Raw genomic sequence first — 23,028 nt, forward strand, 5'->3', positions numbered from 1 at the left:
GTAAATCAATTTGCGCTACAATTATGCTTTTTCTAATCTATACATGGCGATTTTAGGGGATTTTATGCTCTATTCTTTACTATATGGCTATTTTAATATCAATCTTTTCCAGTATTTGACTTTTAGAGCAGGGTTAGGGTTTTTCATAGCCTTTTTCCTCACGCTTTTTTTAATGCCTAAATTCATTCTATGGGCCAAGGCTAAAAAGGCTAACCAACCCATTTCAAGCTTTGTGCCAAGCCACCAGAATAAAAAGGATACCCCTACGATGGGGGGGATTGTGTTTGTTTTTGCAACCATTGTTGCGAGCGTGTTGTGCGCGTCTTTGGGTAATCTTTATGTGTTGTTAGGGATAATCGTGTTAGTGGGCTTTAGTTTTGTGGGTTTTAGAGACGATTACACTAAAATCAACCAGCAAAGCAATGCCGGGATGAGTGCGAAAATGAAATTTGGCATGCTTTTTGTCCTTTCGCTTGTAGTGTCTGTTTTATTGAGCCTTAAAGGGTTAGACACTTTTTTATACGCGCCTTTTTTGAAAAACCCCTTGTTTGAAATGCCCACGATTTTAGCGGTTGGTTTTTGGGTGTTGGTTTTTTTATCCACGAGCAATGCGGTGAATTTAACCGACGGGTTAGACGGCTTAGCGAGCGTGCCTAGCATTTTCACCCTCTTAAGCCTTTCTATCTTTGTGTATGTGGCAGGGAATGCGGAATTTTCTAAATACTTGCTTTATCCTAAAGTCATAGATGTGGGGGAATTGTTTGTTGTCTCGCTAGCGTTAGTGGGATCGCTCTTTGGCTTTTTGTGGTATAACTGCAACCCGGCAAGCGTGTTTATGGGCGATAGCGGGAGTTTGGCAATAGGAGGGTTTATCGCTTATAACGCTATTGTTTCGCACAATGAAATCTTACTCGTTTTAATGGGGTCTATTTTTGTAATAGAAACTCTGTCTGTGATCTTGCAAGTAGGGAGTTATAAAACCCGTAAAAAACGCCTTTTTTTAATGGCGCCCATCCATCATCATTTTGAGCAAAAGGGTTGGGCAGAAAATAAGGTGATCGTGCGTTTTTGGATCATTTCTATGCTGAGTAATTTAGTCGCTCTTTTAAGCTTGAAGGTGCGTTAAAATGAAAATTTCTTTATTGGGGCATGGCAAAACCACTCTAGCTTTGGGGCGTTTTTTTAGAAAAAACCATAATGAAGTCAAATTTTTTGACGATCAATTCACTGCATTTCATAAGGATAGCGAGGGTTTTCTTTGTTATCCCAGTAAGGATTTCAACCCTAATGATTCCCAACTAGAAATAGTCAGCCCTGGCATTAGTTTCACGCACCCTTTAGTCATAAAATCCAAGCATTTAGTGAGCGAATACGATTATATTGACAGCTTGTTTGATTTGGTTTTCACGCCTACTATAATCAGTATTAGCGGCACTAACGGGAAAACCACCACGACAGAAATGCTCACCATGCTTTTAGAAGATTTTAAGGCTGTGAGTGGGGGGAATATCGGCACGCCCTTGATTGAATTGTTTGAAAAACAATCACCCTTGTGGGTGTTAGAAACAAGCTCTTTTTCTTTGCATTACACGAATAAGGCTTACCCTTTAATCTACTTGCTCATCAATGTCAAAGCCGATCATTTGACTTGGCATTGCAATTTTGAAAATTATTTGAACGCTAAACTCAAGGTTTTATCGTTGATGCCTAAAACTTCGCTCGCTATCCTCCCTTTAAAATTCAAAGAACACCCTATTATTCAAAACTCGCAAGCGCAAAAAATCTTTTTTGACAAAAGCGAAGAGGTTTTAGAGCGTTTAGAAATCCCTTCTAACGCTCTTTTTTTTAAGGGAGCGTTTTTATTAGACGCGGCTTTAGCCCTTTTAGTTTATGAGCAATTTTTAAAAATAAAGAATTTAAAATGGCAAGATTATAGAGAAAATGCCCTTAAAAGACTGAACGCTTTTAAAATCGGTTCGCATAAAATGGAAGAATTTAGGGATAAAGAAGGGCGTTTGTGGGTAGATGACAGCAAGGCCACGAACATTGATGCCACCTTACAAGCCCTAAAAACCTTTAAAAACCAAAAAATCCATTTGATTGTAGGAGGCGATATTAAAGGGGTCAATTTAACCCCCCTTTTTGAAGAGTTTAAAAACTATAAAATAAGCCTTTATGCCATAGGATCAAGCGCTTTTATCATCCAAGCCTTAGCGTTAGAATTTAATGTTTCTTGTCAAGTTTGTTTAAAGTTAGAAAAAGCGGTTCAAGAAATTAAAAGCGTTTTATTGCAAAATGAAGTCGCTTTGCTTTCACCCAGCGCGGCCAGTTTGGATCAATTTTCTTCGTATAAAGAAAGGGGTGAAAAATTTAAAGCGTTTGTTTTAAAGGATTAAAGCGTTTGAACCACTCCGTCTAATTGTGAGATTTTTTGAAAAATCTCATTCCGTTCCGCTTCGTTTGAAACTTCCATAGAAACATTAAAGCTATAAAATTTAGCGTTTTTAGAAGTGTTTTTAAATTCCAATTTAAAGGGGCGTTGGTAGGTTTCTAAAAGCTTTTTTAATGTGCTTGTATCTTTAGTGGTCATAATCACTCTATAATCCCAAAGGCAAGGGTAAATGATAGTGGGTTTTTCTGAATCAGACGGCACTAAGAAGCTCCTTAAACAATTTAGGAATGGCAATAGGGCTGTATGTAGAGCGGTTGACAAAGCCAAACTTGATTTCTGAAGCAAAGACTTTAAAAGGCTTCATAGGCTCTAAAGAAGCGTTTTGGATACAATAAATTTCTTGAAAAAGCACCACAAAAACCTTTCTTAATTCTTTAATTTGCGTTCTTATTTCTAAGACCTGCCCAAGGCTTGCGGGGGTGAAAAAATCCGCTTTGATAGAGCGGATGACAAACACGCCTTCTTCATTTTCTGGCAAGACATTTTTTTTAAAAAAGAACTCGCTCCTAGCCCTTTCGCAATATTTCAAATAATTCGCATGATAGACCACGCCTTCAGAGTCGGTATCTTCGTAATATACCCTACAGCACATTAATTCCCCTTACTTAAATAATGAAATTTTCTTAAAATTATACAATATGTAACTTAACTATAGTATAATCTATGGGCGTTGCTCTATATTTTTTAGGTATTTTTGAAGTGGGTTTTTTCTTAAATCTTAAGATCTCTAAAGATTTCAAAAAATTAATACAGCAATAGTTGGACGATTAAGGACATAGCTCTTTAATTTTAATCATTCACAAGGAGTTTGGTAGTTAAGAATGGGTAATCATTTTTCTAAATTAGGATTTGTTTTAGCGGCTTTAGGGAGCGCGATAGGTTTAGGGCATATCTGGCGCTTTCCTTACATGACTGGGGTGAGCGGTGGGGGTGCTTTTGTTTTATTATTTTTATTTTTATCCTTAAGCGTTGGTGCGGCGATGTTTATCGCTGAAATGCTATTAGGGCAAAGCACTCAAAAAAATGTAATAGAAGCCTTTAAAGAGCTTGACCTTAACCCCAAAAAACGCTGGAAATACGCAGGGCTTTTGCTTATTTCTGGGCCTTTAATACTGACTTTTTATGGCACTATTTTAGGTTGGGTGCTTTATTATTTGGTGAGTGTTAGTTTTAATTTGCCTAACAATATCCAAGAATCTGAACAAATTTTTACTCAAACTTTGCAGTCTATAGGGTTACAATCCATAGGGCTTTTTAGCGTTTTATTCATAACCGGATGGATTGTTTCTAGAGGGATTAAAGAAGGGATTGAAAAACTCAATTTGGTTTTAATGCCCTTACTCTTTGCCACTTTTTTTGGTTTGCTTTTCTATGCGATGAGCATGGATTCTTTTTCTAAAGCTTTCCATTTCATGTTTGATTTCAAGCCAAAAGATTTGACTTCTCAAGTGTTCACTTATTCCTTGGGGCAGGTTTTCTTTTCTTTAAGCATCGGTTTAGGGATCAATATCACTTACGCTGCGGTTACGGATAAAACGCAGAATTTGCTTAAAAGCACTATTTGGGTGGTTTTATCAGGGATTTTGATTTCTCTTGTGGCAGGGCTTATGATTTTCACTTTTGTGTTTGAATATGGGGCTAATGTCTCACAAGGCACAGGGTTAATTTTCACTTCTTTACCGGTGGTTTTTGGCCAAATGGGAGCGATAGGCGTTCTTGTTTCAATTCTTTTCTTGCTCGCGCTCGCTTTTGCTGGCATCACTTCTACGGTGGCTTTATTAGAGCCAAGCGTGATGTATCTTACCGAAAAGTATCAATACTCTCGTTTTAAGGTTACTTGGGGTCTTGTAGCGCTAATTTTTATCGTAGGCGTGGTGTTGATTTTCTCGCTCCATAAGGATTATAAAGACTATCTCACTTTCTTTGAAAAAAGTCTTTTTGATTGGTTGGATTTTGCCTCAAGCACCATTATCATGCCTTTAGGCGGGATGGCAACCTTTATTTTTATGGGCTGGGTTTTGAAAAAAGAAAAATTGCGTCTTTTGAGCGTGCACTTTTTAGGCCCTAAATTGTTTGCAACTTGGTATTTCTTGCTTAAATACATCACCCCTTTAATTGTGTTTTCTATTTGGTTGAGCAAGATTTATTAAAATATTTGGCATGGGAAAATTTTCTAAATTAGGCTTTATTTTAGCCACTTTGGGTAGCTCTATCGGTTTAGGGCATATTTGGCGCTTTCCTTATATGGTAGGTCATAATGGGGGGAGCGCGTTTGTGCTTTTATACCTAGTGCTAACCTTGAGTTTAGGCATTGCTATGCTTTTAGTAGAAATGCTGATTGGGAATTTGGGTAAAAAAGACGTTGTTTCTAATTATCAAATCTTAGATCCTAGAAGGAAAAAATACTACCCTTTCACTTCCTTTTTTATTTTAGGCGGCCCTCTCATTTTATCTTTTTATGCGGTGGTGTTAGGCTGGGTGCTTTACTATCTTTTTGTAGTAACTTTTGATTTGCCTAAAGATTTAGAGCAAGCCAAAATGCAATTTAGCATGCTCCAAAATGGCAGTTTGATCTGGCCTGTTATTGGCTTTAGCGCATGTTTATTACCGACAATATGGTTTGTTTCTAGGGGGATTGAAGAGGGGATTGAAAAATTAAATGTCGTGCTGATGCCGTTATTGTTTGTGATTTTTATAGGGCTTTTAATCTATGCGATGACTTTAGAAAGCATGCCTAAGGCTTTGCGCTTTTTATTTAATTTTGAGATTCAAAAGATTGATTTTAAGGTTGTGATGGACGCTTTAGGGCAGATGTTCTTTTCTTTGAGTTTGGGGGTAGGCACGATCATTACTTATTCGGCTTTTACGCCTAAAAAAGAAAATCTACTTAAAAGCTCTTTATTTATTGTTTTACCGGGTATTTTAATCTCTCTCATTGCCGGGGTGATGATTTTTACCTTTGTGTTTGAATACCATGCAGATGTGTCTCAAGGGCCAGGGCTTGTTTTTATTTCCTTACCTTTGACTTTCGCTAAAATGGGCATGAGCGGACAGATTGTCTCGCTCTTTTTCTTTATGGCGCTTGTTTTTGCTGGGATCACTTCCACGGTTTCTTTAATAGAGCCTTTAGCGCTTTATTTAATCAATCGTTTTAATTTCTCGCGCCTTCAAGCGTCGCTATGGATAGGGATCGTTGTGTATGTTTTAGGCGTTTTAGTCATTCTTTCTATGAATGAACGATACGCTAAGTTTTTAAGCTTCGCTCATAAGAGCGTGTTTGGGTGGTTAGATTTCATCACTTCTTCATTTTTAATGCCTTTGGGAGGCTTGTTTTCAGTCTTATTTGTGGGGTGGGTTTTAAATAAAAAGCGCTCTTTTTTAGCCACGAAGCATTTCTTTAATATAAACGCTTTTAAAGCGTGGCATTTTAGCGTTCGTTTTATCGCGCCTGTAGTGATTTTAGCGATTTTCATCTTGCAATTTAAGTGAAATAAAGATACTTGATGAAAAGCATTTGGCTCTTTATGGTTTTTATAGTTTGTCAGTTAGAAGGCAAAAAATTTTCACAAGATAATTTTAAGATAGATTATAACTACTATTTGCGCAAACAGGATTTGCACATCATTAAAACGCAAAACGATTTGTCCAATGCCTGGTATCTCCCTCCACAAAAAGCCCCCAAAGAACATTCTTGGGTGGATTTTGCTAAAAAATATTTAAACATGATGGATTATCTAGGCACTTATTTTTTGCCTTTTTATCATAGTTTCACCCCCATTTTTCAATGGTACCACCCTAATATCAACCCCTACCAACGCAATGAGTTTAAGTTCCAAATTAGTTTTAGAGTGCCTGTATTTAGGCATATTCTTTGGACTAAAGGCACGCTTTATTTGGCTTATACCCAAACTAACTGGTTTCAAATTTATAATGACCCCCAATCCGCTCCCATGCGAATGATGAATTTCATGCCTGAACTCATCTATGTTTATCCTATTAATTTTAAACCTTTTGGGGGTAAAATAGGGAATTTTTCTGAAATTTGGATAGGTTGGCAGCACATTTCTAATGGCGTGGGAGGCGCGCAATGTTACCAGCCTTTTAATAAAGAAGGTAATCCTGAAAACCAATTCCCAGGAGGGCCTGTGATCGTTAAAGATTACAACGGGCAAAAAGACGTGCGCTGGGGGGGGTGTCGTTCGGTGAGCGCGGGGCAACGCCCTGTGTTTCGTTTGGTGTGGGAAAAGGGAGGTTTGAAAATCATGGTCGCTTATTGGCCCTATGTCCCTTATGATCAGTCCAACCCTAATTTGATTGATTACATGGGGTATGGGAACGCTAAAGTTGATTACAGGAGAGGGCGCCACCATTTTGAATTGCAACTTTATGATATTTTCACGCAATACTGGCGTTATGATCGCTGGCATGGAGCTTTCCGCTTAGGCTACACCTACCGCATTAACCCTTTTGTGGGGATTTATGCGCAGTGGTTTAACGGCTATGGCGATGGCTTGTATGAATACGATGTTTTTTCCAATCGTATAGGGGTAGGAATACGCTTAAACCCTTAAAAAAGCGTTCTTTTATGCTATAATTAAGACAAAAATTCAAGGGGATTATTCAGCTATGAAAATCAGTGTTAGTAAAAACGATTTAGAAAATGCTTTGCGCTACTTGCAAGCTTTTTTGGATAAAAAGGACGCTTCTTCTATTGCTTCACACATCCATTTAGAAGTCATTAAAGAAAAGCTTTTTTTAAAGGCTAGCGATTCCGATATTGGGCTAAAAAGCTATATTTTTACGCAATCTAGCGATAAAGAGGGCGTAGGCACGATCAACGGGAAAAAGTTTTTGGATATTATCTCATGTTTAAAAGACTCTAATATTGTTTTAGAGACTAAAGATGACAGCTTGGTGATCAAACAAAATAAAAGCTCTTTCAAACTCCCCATGTTTGACGCTGATGAGTTCCCTGAATTCCCTGTTATTGATCCCAAAGTGAGTATAGAAGTCAATACCCCCTTTTTAGTGGATGCGTTTAAAAAGATCGCTCCTGTGATTGAGCAAACCAGCCATAAAAGGGAATTAGCCGGTATTTTAATGCAATTTGATCAAAAACATCAAACCCTTTCGGTGGTAGGCACGGATACCAAACGGCTTTCTTACACGCAGTTAGAAAAAATCTCTATCCATTCCACTGAAGAAGATATTTCTTGCATTTTACCTAAAAGGGCTTTATTAGAAATCCTTAAGCTTTTTTATGAAAATTTCAGTTTTAAAAGCGATGGCATGCTAGCGGTGGTTGAAAACGAAACGCACACTTTTTTCACCAAGCTCATTGATGGGAATTACCCTGATTATCAAAAAATCCTCCCTAAAGAATACATTTCTTCTTTCACTTTAGGCAAGGAAGAATTTAAAGAGAGCATTAAATTGTGCAGTTCTTTAAGCTCCACCATTAAACTCACTTTAGAAAAAAACAACGCTTTGTTCGAATCTTTGGATTCTGAGCATAGCGAAACGGCTAAAACCTCTGTTGAGATTGAAAAAGGTTTGGATATTGAAAAAGCCTTTCATTTGGGCGTGAACGCTAAATTTTTCCTTGAAGCCTTAAACGCTTTAGGGACAACGCAATTTGTTTTAAAATGCAATGAGCCTTCTTCGCCTTTTTTGATCCAAGAGCCTCTTGATGAAAAGCAAAGCCACTTGAGTGCTAAAATTTCCACTTTGATGATGCCAATCACATTATAAAGGCTGATTTGAATGCAAAATTACCAGAGCCATAGTATTAAGGTTTTAAAAGGCTTAGAGGGGGTTAGGAAACGCCCTGGAATGTATATTGGCGATACCAATGTGGGTGGGTTGCACCACATGGTGTATGAAGTCGTAGATAACGCTGTAGATGAGAGCATGGCGGGTTTTTGCGATACGATTAATATCACTTTGACTAGTGAGGGGTCATGCATTGTAGAAGATAACGGGCGAGGCATTCCTGTAGATATTCACCCCACGGAAAAAATCCCCGCTTGCACCGTGGTTTTAACGATTTTGCATGCGGGGGGCAAGTTTGATAACGATACTTATAAAGTTTCAGGCGGTTTGCATGGCGTGGGCGTTTCGGTTGTGAACGCCTTGAGTAAACGCTTGATCATGACGATTAAAAAAGAGGGTCAATTCTATCGCCAAGAGTTTGAAAAGGGTATCCCCATTAGCGAGCTTGAAATCATTGGCAAGACTAAAAGTGCTAAAGAAAGCGGCACGACTATTGAATTTTTCCCTGATGAAAGCGTGATGGAAGTCGTTGAATTTCAAGCGGGTATTTTACAAAAGCGCTTCAAAGAAATGGCGTATCTTAACGACGGCTTAAAAATTTCTTTCAAAGAAGAAAAAACCCAACTGCAAGAAACTTATTTCTATAAAGACGGCTTGAAACAATTCGTGAAAGACAGCGCCAAAAAAGAATTGCTCACCCCCATTATTGCGTTTAAAAGCATGGATGAAGAAACGCGCACTTCTATAGAGGTCGCTTTAGCGTATGCTGATGATTACAATGAAAACACTTTAAGCTTTGTGAATAACATTAAAACTTCTGAGGGTGGCACGCATGAGGCGGGCTTTAAAATGGGCTTGTCTAAGGCGATTTTGCAATACATTGACAATAACATTAAAACCAAAGAGTCGCGCCCCATTTCTGAAGACATTAAAGAGGGCTTGATCGCTGTTGTGAGCTTGAAAATGAGCGAGCCTTTGTTTGAGGGGCAGACTAAATCCAAACTCGGCAGTTCGTATGCGCGCGCGTTGGTTTCAAAATTAGTCTATGACAAAATCCATCAATTTTTAGAAGAAAACCCCAACGAAGCCAAAATCATCGCCAATAAAGCCCTACTAGCTGCAAAGGCTAGAGAAGCCAGTAAGAAAGCCAGAGAGCTTACAAGGAAAAAAGATAATTTGAGTGTCGGCACCTTGCCTGGAAAATTAGCCGATTGCCAGAGTAAAGACCCCTTAGAGAGTGAAATCTTTTTAGTGGAGGGCGATAGCGCGGGCGGGAGCGCTAAACAAGGGCGCGATAGGGTTTTTCAAGCGATTTTGCCCTTAAAAGGTAAGATTTTAAATGTGGAAAAAAGCCATTTGTCAAAAATCCTAAAATCAGAAGAAATTAAAAACATGATCACGGCTTTTGGGTGTGGCATTCAAGAGAGTTTTGATATAGAAAGATTGCGCTATCATAAAATCATTATCATGACCGATGCTGATGTGGATGGGAGCCATATCCAAACCTTGCTGATGACTTTTTTCTATCGTTATTTACGCCCGCTGATTGAACAAGGGCATGTTTATATCGCTCAAGCCCCTCTTTATAAATACAAGAAAGGCAAGACAGAAATTTATCTTAAAGACAGCGTCGCTTTGGATCATTTTTTAATTGAGCATGGCATCAATTCGGTGGATATTGAGGGGATTGGCAAGAACGATTTGATGAATTTGTTAAAAGTGGCTCGCCATTACCGCTACGCGCTTTTGGAATTAGAAAAACGCTACAACTTGCTAGAAATTTTACGCTTTCTCATTGAAACTAAGGACGCTTTAAGCTTTGATATGAAAGTTTTAGAAAAAAACATTTTAGAAAAATTAGAGGGCTTGAATTATCAGATCTTACGCTCTTTTGCTACTGAAGAAAGCTTGCATTTGCATGCGCAAACCCCTAAAGGCTTGGTGGAATTTAACCTAGATGACAACCTCTTTAAAGAAGTGTTGTTTGAAGAAGCGCATTACACTTACCAAAAGCTTATGGAGTATAATTTAGATTTCTTAGAAAATAAGGACATTTTGGCGTTTTTAGAAGAAGTGGAAAATTACGCTAAAAAGGGAGCGAATATCCAGCGCTATAAGGGGCTAGGCGAGATGAACCCTAATGATTTATGGGAAACGACCATGCATAAAGAAAACCGCAGCTTAATCAAACTCAAAATTGAAGATTTAGAAAAAACCGATGCAGTCTTTTCGCTTTGCATGGGCGATGAAGTGGAGCCTAGAAGAGCCTTTATCCAAGCGCATGCTAAAGATGTGAAGCAACTAGATGTGTAAGGGATTTTAATCGCCACTCCCAAACATTTAACCAAACAAGAGAGCGTGAATTTAGGGGCTTACTACACGCCCCCTTATTTAGTGGATTATGCTTACAGGCTTTTAAAAAAGCATGTTGGTATTGAAAACTACACGCTTTTAGACACCGCATGTGGCAATAAAGAGTTTTTAAAACTCCACCACCCTAAAAAAATAGGAGCGGATATTGACCCTAAGTGTGGTGCTTTAATGATAAACGCTCTAGCCAATCCTAAAAGAGAAAATTATGGCATTAGCCAAGATGAGCCTTTAATCATTGTGGGCAATCCCCCCTATAACGATAGAACTTCCTTTATCAAACAAGATATTAAAAATAAAGATTTCATTTTTGAGATAGACAACGATTTGAAATCTAGGGATTTAGGGATAAGTTTTTTAAAATCTTTCGCGATTTTAAAGCCGGCGTTTATTTGCGTGTTACACCCTTTGTCTTATCTTATCAAAGAAGCTAATTTTAAGCAATTAAAGCTATTTAAGGATCATTACAGGCTTTTAGACGCTTTGGTTGTTTCTTCTAAATCTTTCACTAAGAGTAACGAATTTCCTATTGTGATAGCTTTATATGAGCGAGGGCGAATGGACTATGCAGATATTAGGCGTTTTATTTTTCCAACTGATTGCGATACGACGCTATGCTTAAACGATTTTGACTATATAGCCAATTATGTGGATAAATACCCTAACGCTAAAAAGGTTGGGGCATGCGTGGGCTATTTTTTCCCTATGCGAGACATCAACGCTCTTAAACGCAACAAAACTTTTTTAAACGTGCCAAGCGCTAATGCGGTATATATCAGTCAAGATAAATTGATTTATTACCAATATATCCATTATTTTAAGGAAATCGCCCCTAAAATCCCTTATTATTTTGGTAATTTGGATATTATTATTGATCATTTCGCTTTTTTAGAAATTAAAGACGCTTTTTTGAAAGATAAAAGAGTGCGTTTAGAATATTTTAAAAAATTGTTTCAAGGACACCCTTGTGAGTTTGATTAAAGCTAGTGGTGATAAAAAAGTGATCGAGGTTTCCATTCCTTTAACTTCAATTTCAGGCAAAGTGCGTGTGAAAATCAGACATGCCTTTAGCGATTATGGCATTTCAACAGCGACCAGAAAAATCCCTTTTAGTTTAAAACATTATGTAGAGTGGCAAATCGGTTATGATGTCCCCATTAAAGATAAAGAAAAATTGGAGCTCACTACCCTAAAAGATGAAAAATATCATTTTTTAGGGGCTAATAATAAAGTAAAAACCCTTTATGAATTGAGCGAAATAATTGATTACGCTAAGCAATTAAATTTAATCAGTTTAGAAAATTTAGAAAATACTTTAAAATATTTAGAAAAACAAAAACAATTTATAGAAGATAATTTTATGATCACAAGAGAAAGATTTAGATTGCATCAATTTGGTGGCATGGATTTTGAGCTCTCACGCATTTCTTATCCTTTGCTCATTCATTCTTTTAATGATAATCAGTTGAGCGAAATCGTTATTAGAGAGCAACAATACGGCTCTAAAACCCATGCTGTATTTTTGCTTTTCTATTTTGGAATTAAAAACCGCTACCCCCTTATTAAATAGAACGGCTGCACTCAAAGAACATGCCCTTTTAACTATCCATAAAACCAACGCTCTTATGTTTTTAGAAATGCTTAAAATTTTTGGACTTTTAAGCCAAGCGCACTATAACGATGTGTTAAAGATTTTAGAAAAAATACTTCAAAATTAACAATGATACGGATTGATTAGAAAGGGAATGAATATCCAACGCTATAAGACGGGATAAAACCATTTATGAGAAACCACCATGCACCAATAAAACGCGCTTCATAAAGCTATAAAAACAAGGCTAGGCTTTAAACTTGTATCGTTTTTCTTTAATGGCTTATGTTATACTAATAAAATACAGATTCAATTGAAGGCATTAAACGACTGCATGGTATTTTTTCATAAGAAAATTATTTTAAATTTTATCTATTCTTTAATGGTTGCTTTTTTACTCCATTTATCCCATGGGGTTCTTTTAAAAGCCGATGAAATGGCTAAAAAGCAAACTTTATTGGTGGGTGAAAGGCTTGTGTGGGATAAACTCACGCTGTTAGGGTTTTTAGAAAAAAACCATATCCCCCAAAAACTCTACTACAATTTGAGCTCTCAAGATAAAGAATTGAGCGCTGAAATCCAAAGCAATGTAACCTACTACACCTTAAGAGATGCTAACAACACGCTCATTCAAGCCCTTATCCCTATAAGCCAGGATTTGCAAATCCATATTTATAAAAAAGGGGAGGATTATTTTTTAGATTTTATCCCCATTATATTCACTCGTAAAGAAAAAACTTTGCTTCTTTCTTTACAAACTTCGCCCTATCAAGATATTGTCAAAGCCACCAATGACCCCCTTTTAGCCAACCAATTGATGAACGCGTATAAAAAAAGCGTGCCTTTTAAACGCTTGGCAAAAAACGATAAAATCGCTATCGTTTATACAAGAGATTATCGTGTGGGGCAAGCGTTCGGGCAGCCGACTATCAAAATAGCCATGATTAGCTCTCGCTCTAACCAATACTATCTCTTTTCCCATTCAAACGGGCGTTATTACGATTCAAAAGCGCAAGAAGTGGCAGGGTTTTTACTAGAAACCCCGGTGAAATACACCCGCATTTCTTCGCCTTTTTCTTATGGGAGGTTCCATCCTGTCTTAAAAGTCAGACGGCCTCATTACGGCGTGGATTATGCGGCTAAACATGGCAGTTTAATCCATTCTGCTTCAGATGGCCGTGTGGGTTTTATAGGGGTTAAGGCGGGGTATGGGAAGGTGGTTGAAATCCATTTGAATGAATTGCGCTTGGTGTATGCTCACATGAGCATGTTTGCTAAGGGGTTGAAAAAAGGATCGTTCGTTAAAAAAGGGCAAATTATAGGAAGAGTGGGAAGCACCGGTTTAAGCACCGGGCCGCATTTGCATTTTGGCGTGTATAAAAACTCCCGCCCCATTAATCCTTTAGGCTATATCCGCACCGCTAAAAGCAAATTACACGGCAAGCAAAGAGAGGTTTTTTTAGAAAAAGCTCAGCATTCTAAGCAAAAATTAGAAGAACTTCTTAAAACCCATTCTTTTGAAAAAAATTCATTTTATCTTTTAGAGGGTTTTTAATGTCTTATTTTAAGAATGCTTTCAACCAAAAATCTTTAATAGATGATTCCAGTGTGTATTTAGAGCCTTGTTCTAGCTCTAATTTCATAGAATTAAAACGCATGCATTATAATGAAGAGAATACTAAGAAAACATGGGATATTATTAAGTCTTTAGACAGCGTGGCGGTTTTACTCTATGAAAAAGAATCCGATTGCTTTGTGATTGTGAAACAATTCCGTCCAGCCATTTATGCGCGCCGTTTTCATTTTAAGCGCGATCAAGATCAAAATATTGACGGATACACTTATGAATTGTGTGCGGGGCTTGTGGATAAAGCTAATAAGAGTTTAGAAGAAATCGCTTGCGAAGAAGCGCTAGAAGAATGCGGTTATCAAATTAGCCCTAAAAATTTAGAAACCATAGGCCAATTTTATAGTGCGACCGGGTTGAGCGGGAGTTTGCAAACGCTCTATTACGCTGAAGTGTGCACGCATTTGAAAGTTTCAAAGGGTGGGGGGATTGATGCCGAAAAGATTGAAGTGCTGTTTTTAGAGCGATCAAAAGCTTTTGATTTTATAATGGACTTTCAATACGCTAAAACCACCGGATTGTCTTTAGCCATTTTATGGCATTTAAAAAAGTTTAAAAATGTTTAAAAGGAATTTTATGTTAAGGCTTTTGATAGGACTTCTTCTAATGAGTTTTATAAGCTTGCAATCAGCCTCTTGGCAAGAACCCTTAAGAGTGAGTATAGAATTTGTGGATTTGCCTAAAAAAATCATTCGTTTTCCTGCTCATGATTTGCAAGTGGGGGAGTTTGGTTTTGTCGTTACTAAACTTTCAGATTATGAAATCGTTAATTCTGAAGTGGTCATTATTGCCGTTGAAAATGGAGTCGCAACGGCTAAATTCAGAGCGTTTGAGTCTATGAAACAAAGACATTTACCCACTCCAAGAATGGTCGCTAGAAAGGGCGATTTAGTCTATTTTAGGCAATTCAACAACCAAGCGTTTTTAATCGCTCCTAATGATGAAATCTATGAGCAAATCAGAGCGACTAATACTGATATTAATTTTATTAGTTCTGATTTGTTGGTTACTTTTTTGAATGGGTTTGACCCAAAAATCGCTAATTTAAGAAAAGCATGCAACGTTTATAGCGTGGGGGTGATTTATATTGTAACCACGAACACGCTCAATATTTTAAGCTGTGAGAGTTTTGAAATTTTAGAAAAAAGAGAGCTGGATACAAGCGGTGTTACTAAAACTTCTACGCCGTTTTTTTCTAGGGTTGAGGGTATTGATGCAGGCACGCTGGGGAAACTTTTTTCAGGCAGTCAATCTAAAAATTACTTCGCTTACTATGACGCTTTAGTGAAAAAAGAAAAACGCAAAGAAGTGAGGATTAAAAAGCAAGAAGAAAAGATTGATTCTAGAGAAATTAAACGAGAAATCAAGCAAGAGGTCATTAAAGAGCCTAAAAAAGCCAATCAAGGCACAGAAAACGCTCCCACTTTAGAAGAGAAAAACTACCAAAAAGCAGAGCACAAACTTGATGCTAAAGAAGAAGGGCGCTATTTAAGAGATGAAAGGAAAAAAGCCAAAGCCACCAAAAAGGCTATGGAATTGGAAGAAAGAGAAAAAGAGCATGATGAAAGAGACGAGAGAGAGACTGAAGGAAGAAGAAAAGCTTTAGAAATGGATAAAGGCAATGAAAAAGTCAATGCCAAAGAAAATGAGCGAGAGATCAAACAAGAAGCCATTAAAGAGCCAGATAATGGAGATAACGCCACCCAACAAGGCGAAAAACAAAACGCTCCTAAAGAGAACAACGCTCAAAAAGAAGTGCCAAAACCAAATTCTAAAGAAGAAAAACGCCGCTTGAAAGAAGAAAAGAAAAAAGCCAAAGCCGAACAAAGAGCGAGAGAATTTGAACAAAGAGCGAGAGAGCATCAAGAAAGAGATGAAAAAGAGCTTGAAGAGCGAAGAAAGGCGCTAGAAGCGGGTAAAAAATAACATGTTAGAGAAGCAACACATCCAATACTTTAAAAACCTAGTAGGGGGAGAGGATTTTTTCACCGATTTAGCGCATTTGAACGCTTATTGCTATGACGCTACTAAAGAAAGGCATTTGCCTAGTGGCGTGATTTTCCCTAGAAACGAGCGAGAAATCAGTCAGATTTTAAAATATTGCAACGAGCACCGCCTTATCGTTGTGCCTAGGGGGGCTGGGAGCGGTTTTACAGGGGGGGCGTTGAGCGTGAGCGGGGGGCTAGTTTTAAGCGTGGAAAAGCATTTGGATAAGATTTTAGAGATTGACACTAAAAATTTAATCGCTAGAGTAGAGCCGGGCGTGATTAACAAGCATTTCCAAAACGAAGTGGAAAAATTGAATCTCTTCTACCCCCCAGATCCAGCGAGTGAAAATCAAAGCACTTTGGGGGGGAATGTCGCTGAAAATGCCGGTGGCATGCGTGCGGCTAAATACGGCATCACTAAAGATTATGTCATGGCGATGAGAGTGGTTTTAGCGAATGGTGAAATCATAAGGGCAGGCAAAAAAACCATCAAAGATGTTGCCGGTTTTAATGTTGCAGGGCTGATGATCGCTAGTGAGGGGTGTTTGGGCGTGATTTCTGAAATCACTTTAAAGCTTTTAGCCAAACCGCCCCTAAAACAAAGCGCAATGGGGGTTTTTAACCATATTGAAGACGCCATGAACGCTGTTTATAAGACGATGAGTAGCGGCGTTACGCCTGTGGCGATGGAATTTTTGGATAATTTGAGTATCCAAGCGGTTGAAGAACGATTCTCTAAAGGCTTACCCAAAGACGCTGGAGCGATACTCATCACTCAAGTGGATGGCGTGGTTAAAGAGCAGATCGCATGGCAACTCAATGAGATAGAAAAGCACTTCAAAGCCAATGGGTGCGTGGATTTTAAGATCGCTCAAAACGAACAAGAAGAGCAGGATTTATGGTTTTCAAGGCGTAACGCTTCCCAAAGCATTAGCGTTTATGGTAAAAAGAAATTGAATGAAGATGTAACCGTTCCTAGGGCGAGTTTGCCGAGCTTGTTGCAAGAAGTCGCCAAAATAAGCCAAAAATACGGCTTTAAAATCCCTTGCTTTGGGCATACGGGCGATGGCAATGTGCATGTGAATATCATGCTAGAAGATCCTAAAAGGGATTTAGAAAAAGGGCATCAGGCTATGGAAGAGATTTTTCAGGCCGCCATTAGTTTGGAGGGGACTTTAAGCGGGGAGCATGGCATAGGCTTGTCTAAAGCCAAATTCATGCCTTTAGCGTTTAATCATAGTGAAATGGAGCTTTTTAGGAATATTAAAAAAGCCCTTGATCCTAATAATATTTTAAACCCTTTTAAAATGGGGCTATAAAGTTTAAAAGCAAGGAAAGTGCATGAAAATCGGTGTTTATGGAGCGAGCGGTCGTATAGGGAAACTGCTCTTAGAAGAATTAAAAGGGGGGTATAAGGGATTAGAGCTGTCTAGCGTGTTTGTCAGGCAAAAATGCGAAACGGATTTCAGCTCTTTTTCACACGCCCCTTTAGTAACCAATGATTTAAAAGCGTTTGTGAGGGCATGCGAATGCGTGATTGATTTTTCTTTACCTAAAGGCGTGGATCATTTGCTAGAGGCTCTTTTAGAATGTCCTAAAATTTTAGTTTCTGGCACAACCGGTTTAGAAAAAGAAACGCTAGGAAAAATGCAACAATTAGCTTTAAAAGCGCCGCTTTTGCATGCACACAACATGTCTCTTGGGATTATAATGCTCAACCAATTAGCCTTTTTAGCTTCTTTGAAATTAAAAGATGCGGATATTGAAATTGTAGAAACGCACCACAATCTCAAAAAAGACGCTCCGAGCGGCACGGCGTTGAGTTTGTATGAAACTTGCGCTAAGGCTAGGGGGTATGATGAAAAAAACGCTCTTACCACTCACAGAGAAGGTTTGCGCTCTAAAGAAAGCATTGGCATAGCCGCTTTAAGGGGGGGCGATGTTGCCGGGAAGCACACGATAGGGTTTTATTTAGAGGGCGAATACATAGAACTTAGCCATACGGCGACTAACCGATCTATTTTTGCTAAAGGGGCTTTAGAAGTGGCTCTATGGCTTAAAGATAAAACCGCTAAAAAATATGAAATCAACGAGATGTTTGGTTGAATGTTTTAATTCTTTTTGTATAAATAATTCACGCTTTTACGATGAAATATTTCCCCTTTTTAGCCTTACTAAAAGGTTTTTACTATACTATAAGGGATATTACTGACAATCAAGCTGTATTGGAAGGGTTTGTTTTTTTAAGGATTGATCTTGTCTTGTGCGGTTAATAACACAAGGTGGGTGTAACAAGACCTACTATAATTCTAATTCAAGAAGCCTAACCAAAATAAAATGAGTAATTTTAGTTAGGGCTTTATTATAGCAAAAATTATTAAGGATTACAAAGGGTAGCGTTTCTGGTTGGGATTTAGAGCGTTATTCCCGTTGTTTTGAGTTCCATTTACTTTTTTTTCATAATAAATCTTAACTATCATAGACGCATGATTAAAGTATTTGAGTTATTAAAAATTTTAAAACAAAAGGATATAAAATGAAAACCATTAGAAATAGCGTGTTCATTGGATCTTCTTTACTCGGCGGTTGCGCTAGCGTTGAGACTTATTTTGACGCTTTTGCGTGTCGCTTGCGTTAAAGACGCTTGTTTATAGAGAAAGAAGCACACCACACGCCCAAAGATTTTAGTAGCCCTTACCACACTGACTAAACCGGCACTGGGTTTTAGGTGGGTTTCTTAAAAGATAAAAAATACTAAAAGCATTTTTATAATTAAGAATTAAAGAGCTTGATACCAAGTCAGGTGGTATCTTCTTAAGCGGTCTTGGGTTTTTTAGGGGTGTTATTTTAGATACCCTCTGTTCCCTTAAAGAAAATAAATTTCTACCATAAAATAAAATCTTAAATTAAGGCGACTAAAACCCCACTTTTAAAAAATTAAAAAGCGTTAAGTAAGACTTATCTAAAAAGCAAAGAAAATCAATTTTTCCAACCACTCTTTTTAAAAATAAGGTATTTTTTCCTTATTCTAAACTTTTAGAGTGGGATTATTAACCCACTCATTGTTTTAGCATGAATAAGTGGTGATAAATTCAAAAGGATGGGGCTTGCTCTCCCATGGGAACACTTCAGCGTTGAATTTAAGAGATTGATAGGCTTGAATAAATTCTTCGCTAAAGACCTGACTTTCTTTTAAATACTGCTTATCGGCTAGCATTTCTTCTAACGATCGCCTTAAAGTGTGGGGCATTTGTTTGATACCTTTTTCCCTAATTTCATCTAAAGTCAATTTGAAAAGGTTGATATCCATCGCTTCGCCGGGATCAATCTTATTTTTAACGCCATCCATGCCCGCCATTAAAATCGCTGCAAAAGCCAAGTAGGGGTTTGATGAGCTGTCCGGGAATCTGAATTCAAACCTAGCACTATTTTTAGAAATCCCATAAGGGATACGCACGCTCGCGCTCCTGTTATTAGCCGAATAAGTTAAAATAGATGGGGCTTCATATCCCGGAATCAGGCGTTTGTAAGAATTAGTGGAAGCGTTAGTGAAAGCGGCCAACCCTCTAGCGTGGCGCAACACGCCCCCTAAAAAATGCAACGCCAACTCACTCAAGCCCTTGTAAGTTTCGCCGCTAAAAAGGTTTTCGTTGTTTTTCCAAACGCTCACATGGGTGTGCATCCCGCTCCCGTTATCCCCATATAGGGGTTTTGGCATGAAAGTGGCGGTTTTCCCATTTAAATGAGCGACCATTTTAACCACATATTTGAGTTTTTGGACATTATCAGCCGCTTCCACTAAATCCCCAAATTTCACGCCCACTTCGCCTTGCGCTTGCGCGACTTCATGATGGACGACAAAAGTTTCTAGCCCCACTTGGTTTAAGACTTTCACAATTTCAGTGCGAATATCCATCATCGTATCCGTTGGCGGCACAGGCAAATAGCCCCCTTGCTTGCCTGGTCTATGCCCAAAATTGACGCCATTTTCAAAGCTCTTGTCTCGATTCCATTCGCCCTCTTCGCTATCCACTTCGTAGTATTGGGAATTGGAAGCGTCTTTAATCTTAATGGAATCAAAGATAAAAAATTCATTCTCCGCGCCAAAATAAGCCACATCGCCCAAACCTGAATCTTTTAAATGTTGTAAGGCTTTTTTAGCGATACTTCTAGGGCATTTCTCATAAGGCTGGTTTTTATACACATCATACACATCGCAAAACACGACCACGCTCACATCCGCGCTAAAAGGGTCAATGAAATAACGCACCAAATCGGGGGTTAAAATCATATCGGAGTGTTCAATGCCTTGCCAGCCTTTAAAACAACTCGCATCAAAAGGAATCCCCTCTTTAAGCATGCCATGCGTCAAAGCCCCAAAAGAATAAGCGATGTGGTTCCAAGTGCCTTTAATATCGCTGAATCTAAAATCCACAAATTCCACTTCATTTTCTTTGCAAAATTCAAAAAATTCTTTGATCTTGCTTTCACTATTTTGAGTTCTTACTATCATTAACCACCTTTAATTGTTATGAATTGAGTTTGATTGATAGGGGTGATTATAGCATTTATGGGGTAAAAAAGTAAAATCTGTATCAAGTTTGATTAAGATGCATGCGGTAAAATCCGCTAAATCAAGGAGTGTTATTATGAAAGCAGACGCAACCACACTATTAGGATTTTTTGAAGAAAATCAAAACAATCAATTTGTCATTCCTATCTATCAGAGGTTGTATAGTTGGGAAAAGGAACAATGCAAACAATTATGGGATGATATTATAAAAATTGGTGGGAATGATAAGATGAACGGGCATTTTATCGGTTCTATTTTGTATGTGCGAGTTGATGCTACGCACTCTAGCCCATTACTCATCATTGACGGCCAACAAAGGCTCACTACTATCACGCTTTTATTCATCGCTTTAAGGAATCACTTAAGCGAAGAAGTTGAAATTTTGGAAAAATTTTCGCGTAAAGAAATAGAGAGCTATCTTATTAACAGCGATAAGGACGGCGATAAGAAATTCAGGCTCATCTTATCAGAGTCTGATAAAGACACCTTGCTGTTTTTGATTGATAAAAACAAAAGAAAACCGAGCGAGCCTTCATCAAAAATAATGGAAAATTTCAAATTATTTGAAGAATGGATCCGTAAAAACACCGACAAACTAGAAACCATTTTTAAAGGATTAGACAAACTCATGATAGTTTGGATTGCTTTAAAAAAGGAAAAGATGATCCTCAACTTATTTTTGAGAGCATGAACTCAAAAGGTATCGAACTCACGCAAACGGATCTGATCAGAAACTATATTTTAATGGGATTAGAGCCCGAAAAACAAAAGATTTTTTATAAGAAGTATTGGAGGGCTATGGAGGAGGATTTTAAACAAAATGAAACATTGTTTAATCGGTTTGTCCGGCATTACCTCACGATCAAAACAAGAGAAATCCCCAATATCAATAAAGTTTATGAAGCTTTCAAGCGTTACCAACAAGAAAGGGGGATAGAGACAGAGGTATTGCTCCAAGATTTACAAAAATATTGCGGGTATTTTTGCCAGATTGCATTCAAAAAAGAAGCCGATAAAGATTTAAACAAGGCTTTAAGTTTTCTTGTAGATTTGGAAATGGATGTGGTGTATCCGCTATTATTGGAGCTTTATGGCGATTATAGCGATGGCGTTTTATCCAAGCAGGATTTTATCCCTATTATCGCTTTAACAGAGAGCTATATTTGCAGAAGGACGGTGTGTGGGCTTGGCGCAAATGGTCTCAATAAAATCTTTCCCTCTTTTACAAAAAAGATTGATAAGAAGCAATACCTTAAAAGCGTAGAGAAGCATTTTGGGTCGCTAAAAGGGAAGCAAAGATTTCCAAACAATGAAGAGTTTAAAGATTCTTTTATCACGATAGATTTTTATAAGCTTCAAAAAATTAAATACTTTCTTGAAAGGTTAGAAAATTTTGACACAAAAGAGCCGGTCAATACTCAAAAATGCAGCATAGAACATATAATGTCTCAAACCCTTAATTTAGAATGGGAAAGGGATTTGGGTGAAAATTTTAAAGCGATACACGAGAAATACCTCCACACAATAGGCAATCTCACTCTAACCGGTTATAACCAAGAGTATAGCAACAATTCTTTCCAAGAAAAAAGAGATATGGAGAAGGGCTTCAAACAAAGCCCGTTGAGACTCAATCAAAGTTTAAAAGATTTGTCTTTTGGCGAAAAAGAGATTGAAAAAAGAGCTAATGATTTAGCGGATTGGGCTTTAAAGATTTGGACTTACCCCAAGCTAGATGCAGAAACATTAGAGAAGTATAAACCCAAGAAAGAAAAAAAGGCTTATGATTTAAGCTCTTATAAGTTTGGTTCTCATTCAAGGGAATTATTTGATATTTTAAGCAAAGAGATTAAAGCTCTTGATGAAAGGATAACCGAAAGCTTTATGAAAGCATATATAGCTTATAAGTTTAAAACAAATTTTGTGGATATTGTTGTGCAAACAAAAGACTTAAAATTGTATTTAAATATGCCATTTAATGAACTGCAAGATGAAAAAAATTTGGCAGAAGATATGACTAATAAACATCATAATGGGAATGGGGACATAGAAGTCAAGCTAGAAGCAAAAGAGAATATCCCTTATTGTTTGGGGTTAATCAAACAGGCTTTAGAAAAGCAGATGGGTGGTAAGAACAGGCAATAAAAACCCAACTTATTAAAATAAAGAGTATAATTACAAATTACTTACAACTTAAAGGGGATATGATGAAAGTTCTATTACTAGAAGATGTGAAAAATTTAGGCAAAGCGGGTGAAGTGTGTGAGGTTAAAGATGGCTATGGGAATAACTTTCTAATCGCTAACAAAAAAGCCAAACTCGCCACTAACGAAGTGATCAACAAATACAAAGCCGAAGCTAAAAAGAAAGCGGAAAAAGAAGCCCTAGAAAAGGCGCAAAAATTGCAAATGGTAGAAACTTTACAGACCATCACGCTGACTATCCATAAAAAAGTCGGCGCGAACGGCTCTTTATTTGGAGCGATCACGAAAGAAGAGATCACAGAGCGTTTGAAAGAGCAACATGCGAGTTTAAATTTAGATAAAAAAGACATCGAGCTCAAACACCCAATTAAAAGCACAGGGATTTATGAGATTGAAGTCAAGCTTGGATCGGGGATTGCGGGCGCGTTTAAAATTGATGTGGTGGCTGAGTAGA

At 37.8% G+C, this 23,028-nt stretch carries 17 protein-coding genes and 3 pseudogenes; 17 read left to right on the forward strand and 3 right to left on the reverse strand.

Annotation, left to right across the window (positions count from 1 at the left end; all coding sequences use genetic code 11):
• Window positions 1-64: 64 nt before the first annotated feature.
• Both mraY and murD read left to right on the forward strand, forming a co-directional pair.
• Window positions 65-1,126 (forward strand): phospho-N-acetylmuramoyl-pentapeptide-transferase, encoded by a 1,062-nt coding sequence (gene mraY / locus IC572_RS03140; RefSeq protein ID WP_187855045.1) that lies wholly within the window; start codon window positions 65-67, stop codon window positions 1,124-1,126.
• Between the two features lies 1 nt (window position 1,127).
• A complete protein-coding gene (gene murD, locus IC572_RS03145) occupies window positions 1,128-2,396 on the forward strand; it encodes a UDP-N-acetylmuramoyl-L-alanine--D-glutamate ligase (RefSeq protein ID WP_187855046.1) in 1,269 nt (422 codons plus the stop codon).
• Here the strand turns inward: murD and IC572_RS03150 are convergent.
• Both IC572_RS03150 and ybgC read right to left on the reverse strand, forming a co-directional pair.
• Window positions 2,393-2,653 carry an HP0495 family protein gene (locus IC572_RS03150; protein ID WP_187855047.1) on the reverse strand — a complete coding sequence of 87 codons (261 nt, stop codon included), beginning with the start codon at window positions 2,651-2,653 and terminating at the stop codon, window positions 2,393-2,395. The genes murD and IC572_RS03150 overlap by 4 nt on opposite strands.
• Window positions 2,643-3,044, reverse strand: coding sequence for an acyl-CoA thioesterase YbgC (ybgC, locus tag IC572_RS03155; RefSeq protein ID WP_000332761.1), 402 nt, complete (start codon window positions 3,042-3,044; stop codon window positions 2,643-2,645). The genes IC572_RS03150 and ybgC overlap by 11 nt, the downstream gene beginning before the upstream one ends.
• A 229-nt stretch (window positions 3,045-3,273) precedes the next feature.
• On the opposite strand from ybgC, the gene IC572_RS03160 reads away from it, so the two are divergent.
• The 13 genes and pseudogenes from IC572_RS03160 to IC572_RS03220 all read left to right on the forward strand — a co-directional run bounded on the left by IC572_RS03160 (window position 3,274) and on the right by IC572_RS03220 (window position 18,510).
• On the forward strand, window positions 3,274-4,602 hold the full coding sequence (locus tag IC572_RS03160) for a sodium-dependent transporter (protein WP_033617202.1): 1,329 nt from the start codon (window positions 3,274-3,276) through the stop codon (window positions 4,600-4,602).
• A 10-nt stretch (window positions 4,603-4,612) separates the two neighbouring features.
• Window positions 4,613-5,941, forward strand: coding sequence for a sodium-dependent transporter (locus tag IC572_RS03165; RefSeq protein ID WP_187855048.1), 1,329 nt, complete (start codon window positions 4,613-4,615; stop codon window positions 5,939-5,941).
• Between the two features lie 14 nt (window positions 5,942-5,955).
• Window positions 5,956-7,023: a phospholipase A gene (locus IC572_RS03170; RefSeq protein ID WP_187855049.1), complete on the forward strand. Its 1,068-nt coding sequence runs from the start codon at window positions 5,956-5,958 to the stop codon at window positions 7,021-7,023.
• Between the two features lie 55 nt (window positions 7,024-7,078).
• Window positions 7,079-8,203, forward strand: a complete 1,125-nt coding sequence (gene dnaN, locus IC572_RS03175) for a DNA polymerase III subunit beta (protein WP_187855050.1) — start codon at window positions 7,079-7,081, stop codon at window positions 8,201-8,203.
• 12 nt (window positions 8,204-8,215) lie between these two features.
• Window positions 8,216-10,537 (forward strand): DNA topoisomerase (ATP-hydrolyzing) subunit B, encoded by a 2,322-nt coding sequence (gyrB, locus tag IC572_RS03180; protein WP_187855051.1) that lies wholly within the window; start codon window positions 8,216-8,218, stop codon window positions 10,535-10,537.
• A 45-nt stretch (window positions 10,538-10,582) separates the two neighbouring features.
• Window positions 10,583-11,575 (forward strand): DNA methyltransferase family protein, encoded by a 993-nt coding sequence (locus IC572_RS03185; RefSeq protein WP_187855052.1) that lies wholly within the window; start codon window positions 10,583-10,585, stop codon window positions 11,573-11,575.
• Window positions 11,562-12,312 (forward strand): annotated as a pseudogene (locus IC572_RS07905) (R.Pab1 family restriction endonuclease). Before IC572_RS03185 ends, IC572_RS07905 begins: the two are co-directional and overlap by 14 nt.
• Before the next feature lie 207 nt (window positions 12,313-12,519).
• Window positions 12,520-13,740 (forward strand): peptidoglycan DD-metalloendopeptidase Csd3, encoded by a 1,221-nt coding sequence (gene csd3 / locus IC572_RS03195; RefSeq protein ID WP_187855053.1) that lies wholly within the window; start codon window positions 12,520-12,522, stop codon window positions 13,738-13,740.
• Window positions 13,740-14,378 carry an NUDIX hydrolase gene (locus IC572_RS03200; RefSeq protein WP_187855054.1) on the forward strand — a complete coding sequence of 213 codons (639 nt, stop codon included), beginning with the start codon at window positions 13,740-13,742 and terminating at the stop codon, window positions 14,376-14,378. The genes csd3 and IC572_RS03200 overlap by 1 nt, the downstream gene beginning before the upstream one ends.
• Before the next feature lie 10 nt (window positions 14,379-14,388).
• A complete protein-coding gene (gene pgbA / locus IC572_RS03205; RefSeq protein ID WP_187855055.1) occupies window positions 14,389-15,738 on the forward strand; it encodes a plasminogen-binding protein PgbA in 1,350 nt (449 codons plus the stop codon).
• A gap of 1 nt (window position 15,739) precedes the next feature.
• Complete coding sequence (gene glcD / locus IC572_RS03210; protein ID WP_187855056.1) at window positions 15,740-17,119, forward strand: glycolate oxidase subunit GlcD; 1,380 nt, start codon at window positions 15,740-15,742, stop codon at window positions 17,117-17,119.
• 22 nt (window positions 17,120-17,141) lie between these two features.
• Complete coding sequence (gene dapB / locus IC572_RS03215) at window positions 17,142-17,906, forward strand: 4-hydroxy-tetrahydrodipicolinate reductase (RefSeq protein WP_187855057.1); 765 nt, start codon at window positions 17,142-17,144, stop codon at window positions 17,904-17,906.
• A 430-nt stretch (window positions 17,907-18,336) separates the two neighbouring features.
• Window positions 18,337-18,510 (forward strand): annotated as a pseudogene (locus IC572_RS03220) (urease-enhancing factor).
• A gap of 357 nt (window positions 18,511-18,867) precedes the next feature.
• Here the strand turns inward: IC572_RS03220 and glnA are convergent.
• Window positions 18,868-20,313, reverse strand: coding sequence for a type I glutamate--ammonia ligase (glnA, locus tag IC572_RS03225; RefSeq protein WP_187855058.1), 1,446 nt, complete (start codon window positions 20,311-20,313; stop codon window positions 18,868-18,870).
• A 136-nt stretch (window positions 20,314-20,449) separates the two neighbouring features.
• On the opposite strand from glnA, the pseudogene IC572_RS03230 reads away from it, so the two are divergent.
• Together IC572_RS03230 and rplI are read left to right on the forward strand one after the other, a co-directional pair.
• Window positions 20,450-22,515 (forward strand): annotated as a pseudogene (locus IC572_RS03230) (GmrSD restriction endonuclease domain-containing protein).
• Between the two features lie 62 nt (window positions 22,516-22,577).
• A complete protein-coding gene (gene rplI / locus IC572_RS03235) occupies window positions 22,578-23,027 on the forward strand; it encodes a 50S ribosomal protein L9 (RefSeq protein WP_164500531.1) in 450 nt (149 codons plus the stop codon).
• Window position 23,028: the final 1 nt, after the last annotated feature.

This window comes from Helicobacter pylori, assembly GCF_014496485.1.
In the GTDB taxonomy this organism is placed as follows: domain Bacteria; phylum Campylobacterota; class Campylobacteria; order Campylobacterales; family Helicobacteraceae; genus Helicobacter; species Helicobacter pylori_DD.

Bases quoted from the DNA above. Each gene is read 5' to 3' on its own strand.
- mraY (WP_187855045.1), top strand. From the start codon at position 65: ATGCTCTATTCTTTACTATATGGCTATTTTAATATCAATCTTTTCCAG.
- murD (WP_187855046.1), top strand. From the start codon at position 1,128: ATGAAAATTTCTTTATTGGGGCATGGCAAAACCACTCTAGCTTTGGGG.
- ybgC (WP_000332761.1), bottom strand. From the start codon at position 3,044: ATGTGCTGTAGGGTATATTACGAAGATACCGACTCTGAAGGCGTGGTC.
- IC572_RS03160 (WP_033617202.1), top strand. From the start codon at position 3,274: ATGGGTAATCATTTTTCTAAATTAGGATTTGTTTTAGCGGCTTTAGGG.
- IC572_RS03165 (WP_187855048.1), top strand. From the start codon at position 4,613: ATGGGAAAATTTTCTAAATTAGGCTTTATTTTAGCCACTTTGGGTAGC.
- IC572_RS03170 (WP_187855049.1), top strand. From the start codon at position 5,956: ATGAAAAGCATTTGGCTCTTTATGGTTTTTATAGTTTGTCAGTTAGAA.
- dnaN (WP_187855050.1), top strand. From the start codon at position 7,079: ATGAAAATCAGTGTTAGTAAAAACGATTTAGAAAATGCTTTGCGCTAC.
- gyrB (WP_187855051.1), top strand. From the start codon at position 8,216: ATGCAAAATTACCAGAGCCATAGTATTAAGGTTTTAAAAGGCTTAGAG.
- csd3 (WP_187855053.1), top strand. From the start codon at position 12,520: ATGGTATTTTTTCATAAGAAAATTATTTTAAATTTTATCTATTCTTTA.
- IC572_RS03200 (WP_187855054.1), top strand. From the start codon at position 13,740: ATGTCTTATTTTAAGAATGCTTTCAACCAAAAATCTTTAATAGATGAT.
- pgbA (WP_187855055.1), top strand. From the start codon at position 14,389: ATGTTAAGGCTTTTGATAGGACTTCTTCTAATGAGTTTTATAAGCTTG.
- glcD (WP_187855056.1), top strand. From the start codon at position 15,740: ATGTTAGAGAAGCAACACATCCAATACTTTAAAAACCTAGTAGGGGGA.
- dapB (WP_187855057.1), top strand. From the start codon at position 17,142: ATGAAAATCGGTGTTTATGGAGCGAGCGGTCGTATAGGGAAACTGCTC.
- glnA (WP_187855058.1), bottom strand. From the start codon at position 20,313: ATGATAGTAAGAACTCAAAATAGTGAAAGCAAGATCAAAGAATTTTTT.
- rplI (WP_164500531.1), top strand. From the start codon at position 22,578: ATGAAAGTTCTATTACTAGAAGATGTGAAAAATTTAGGCAAAGCGGGT.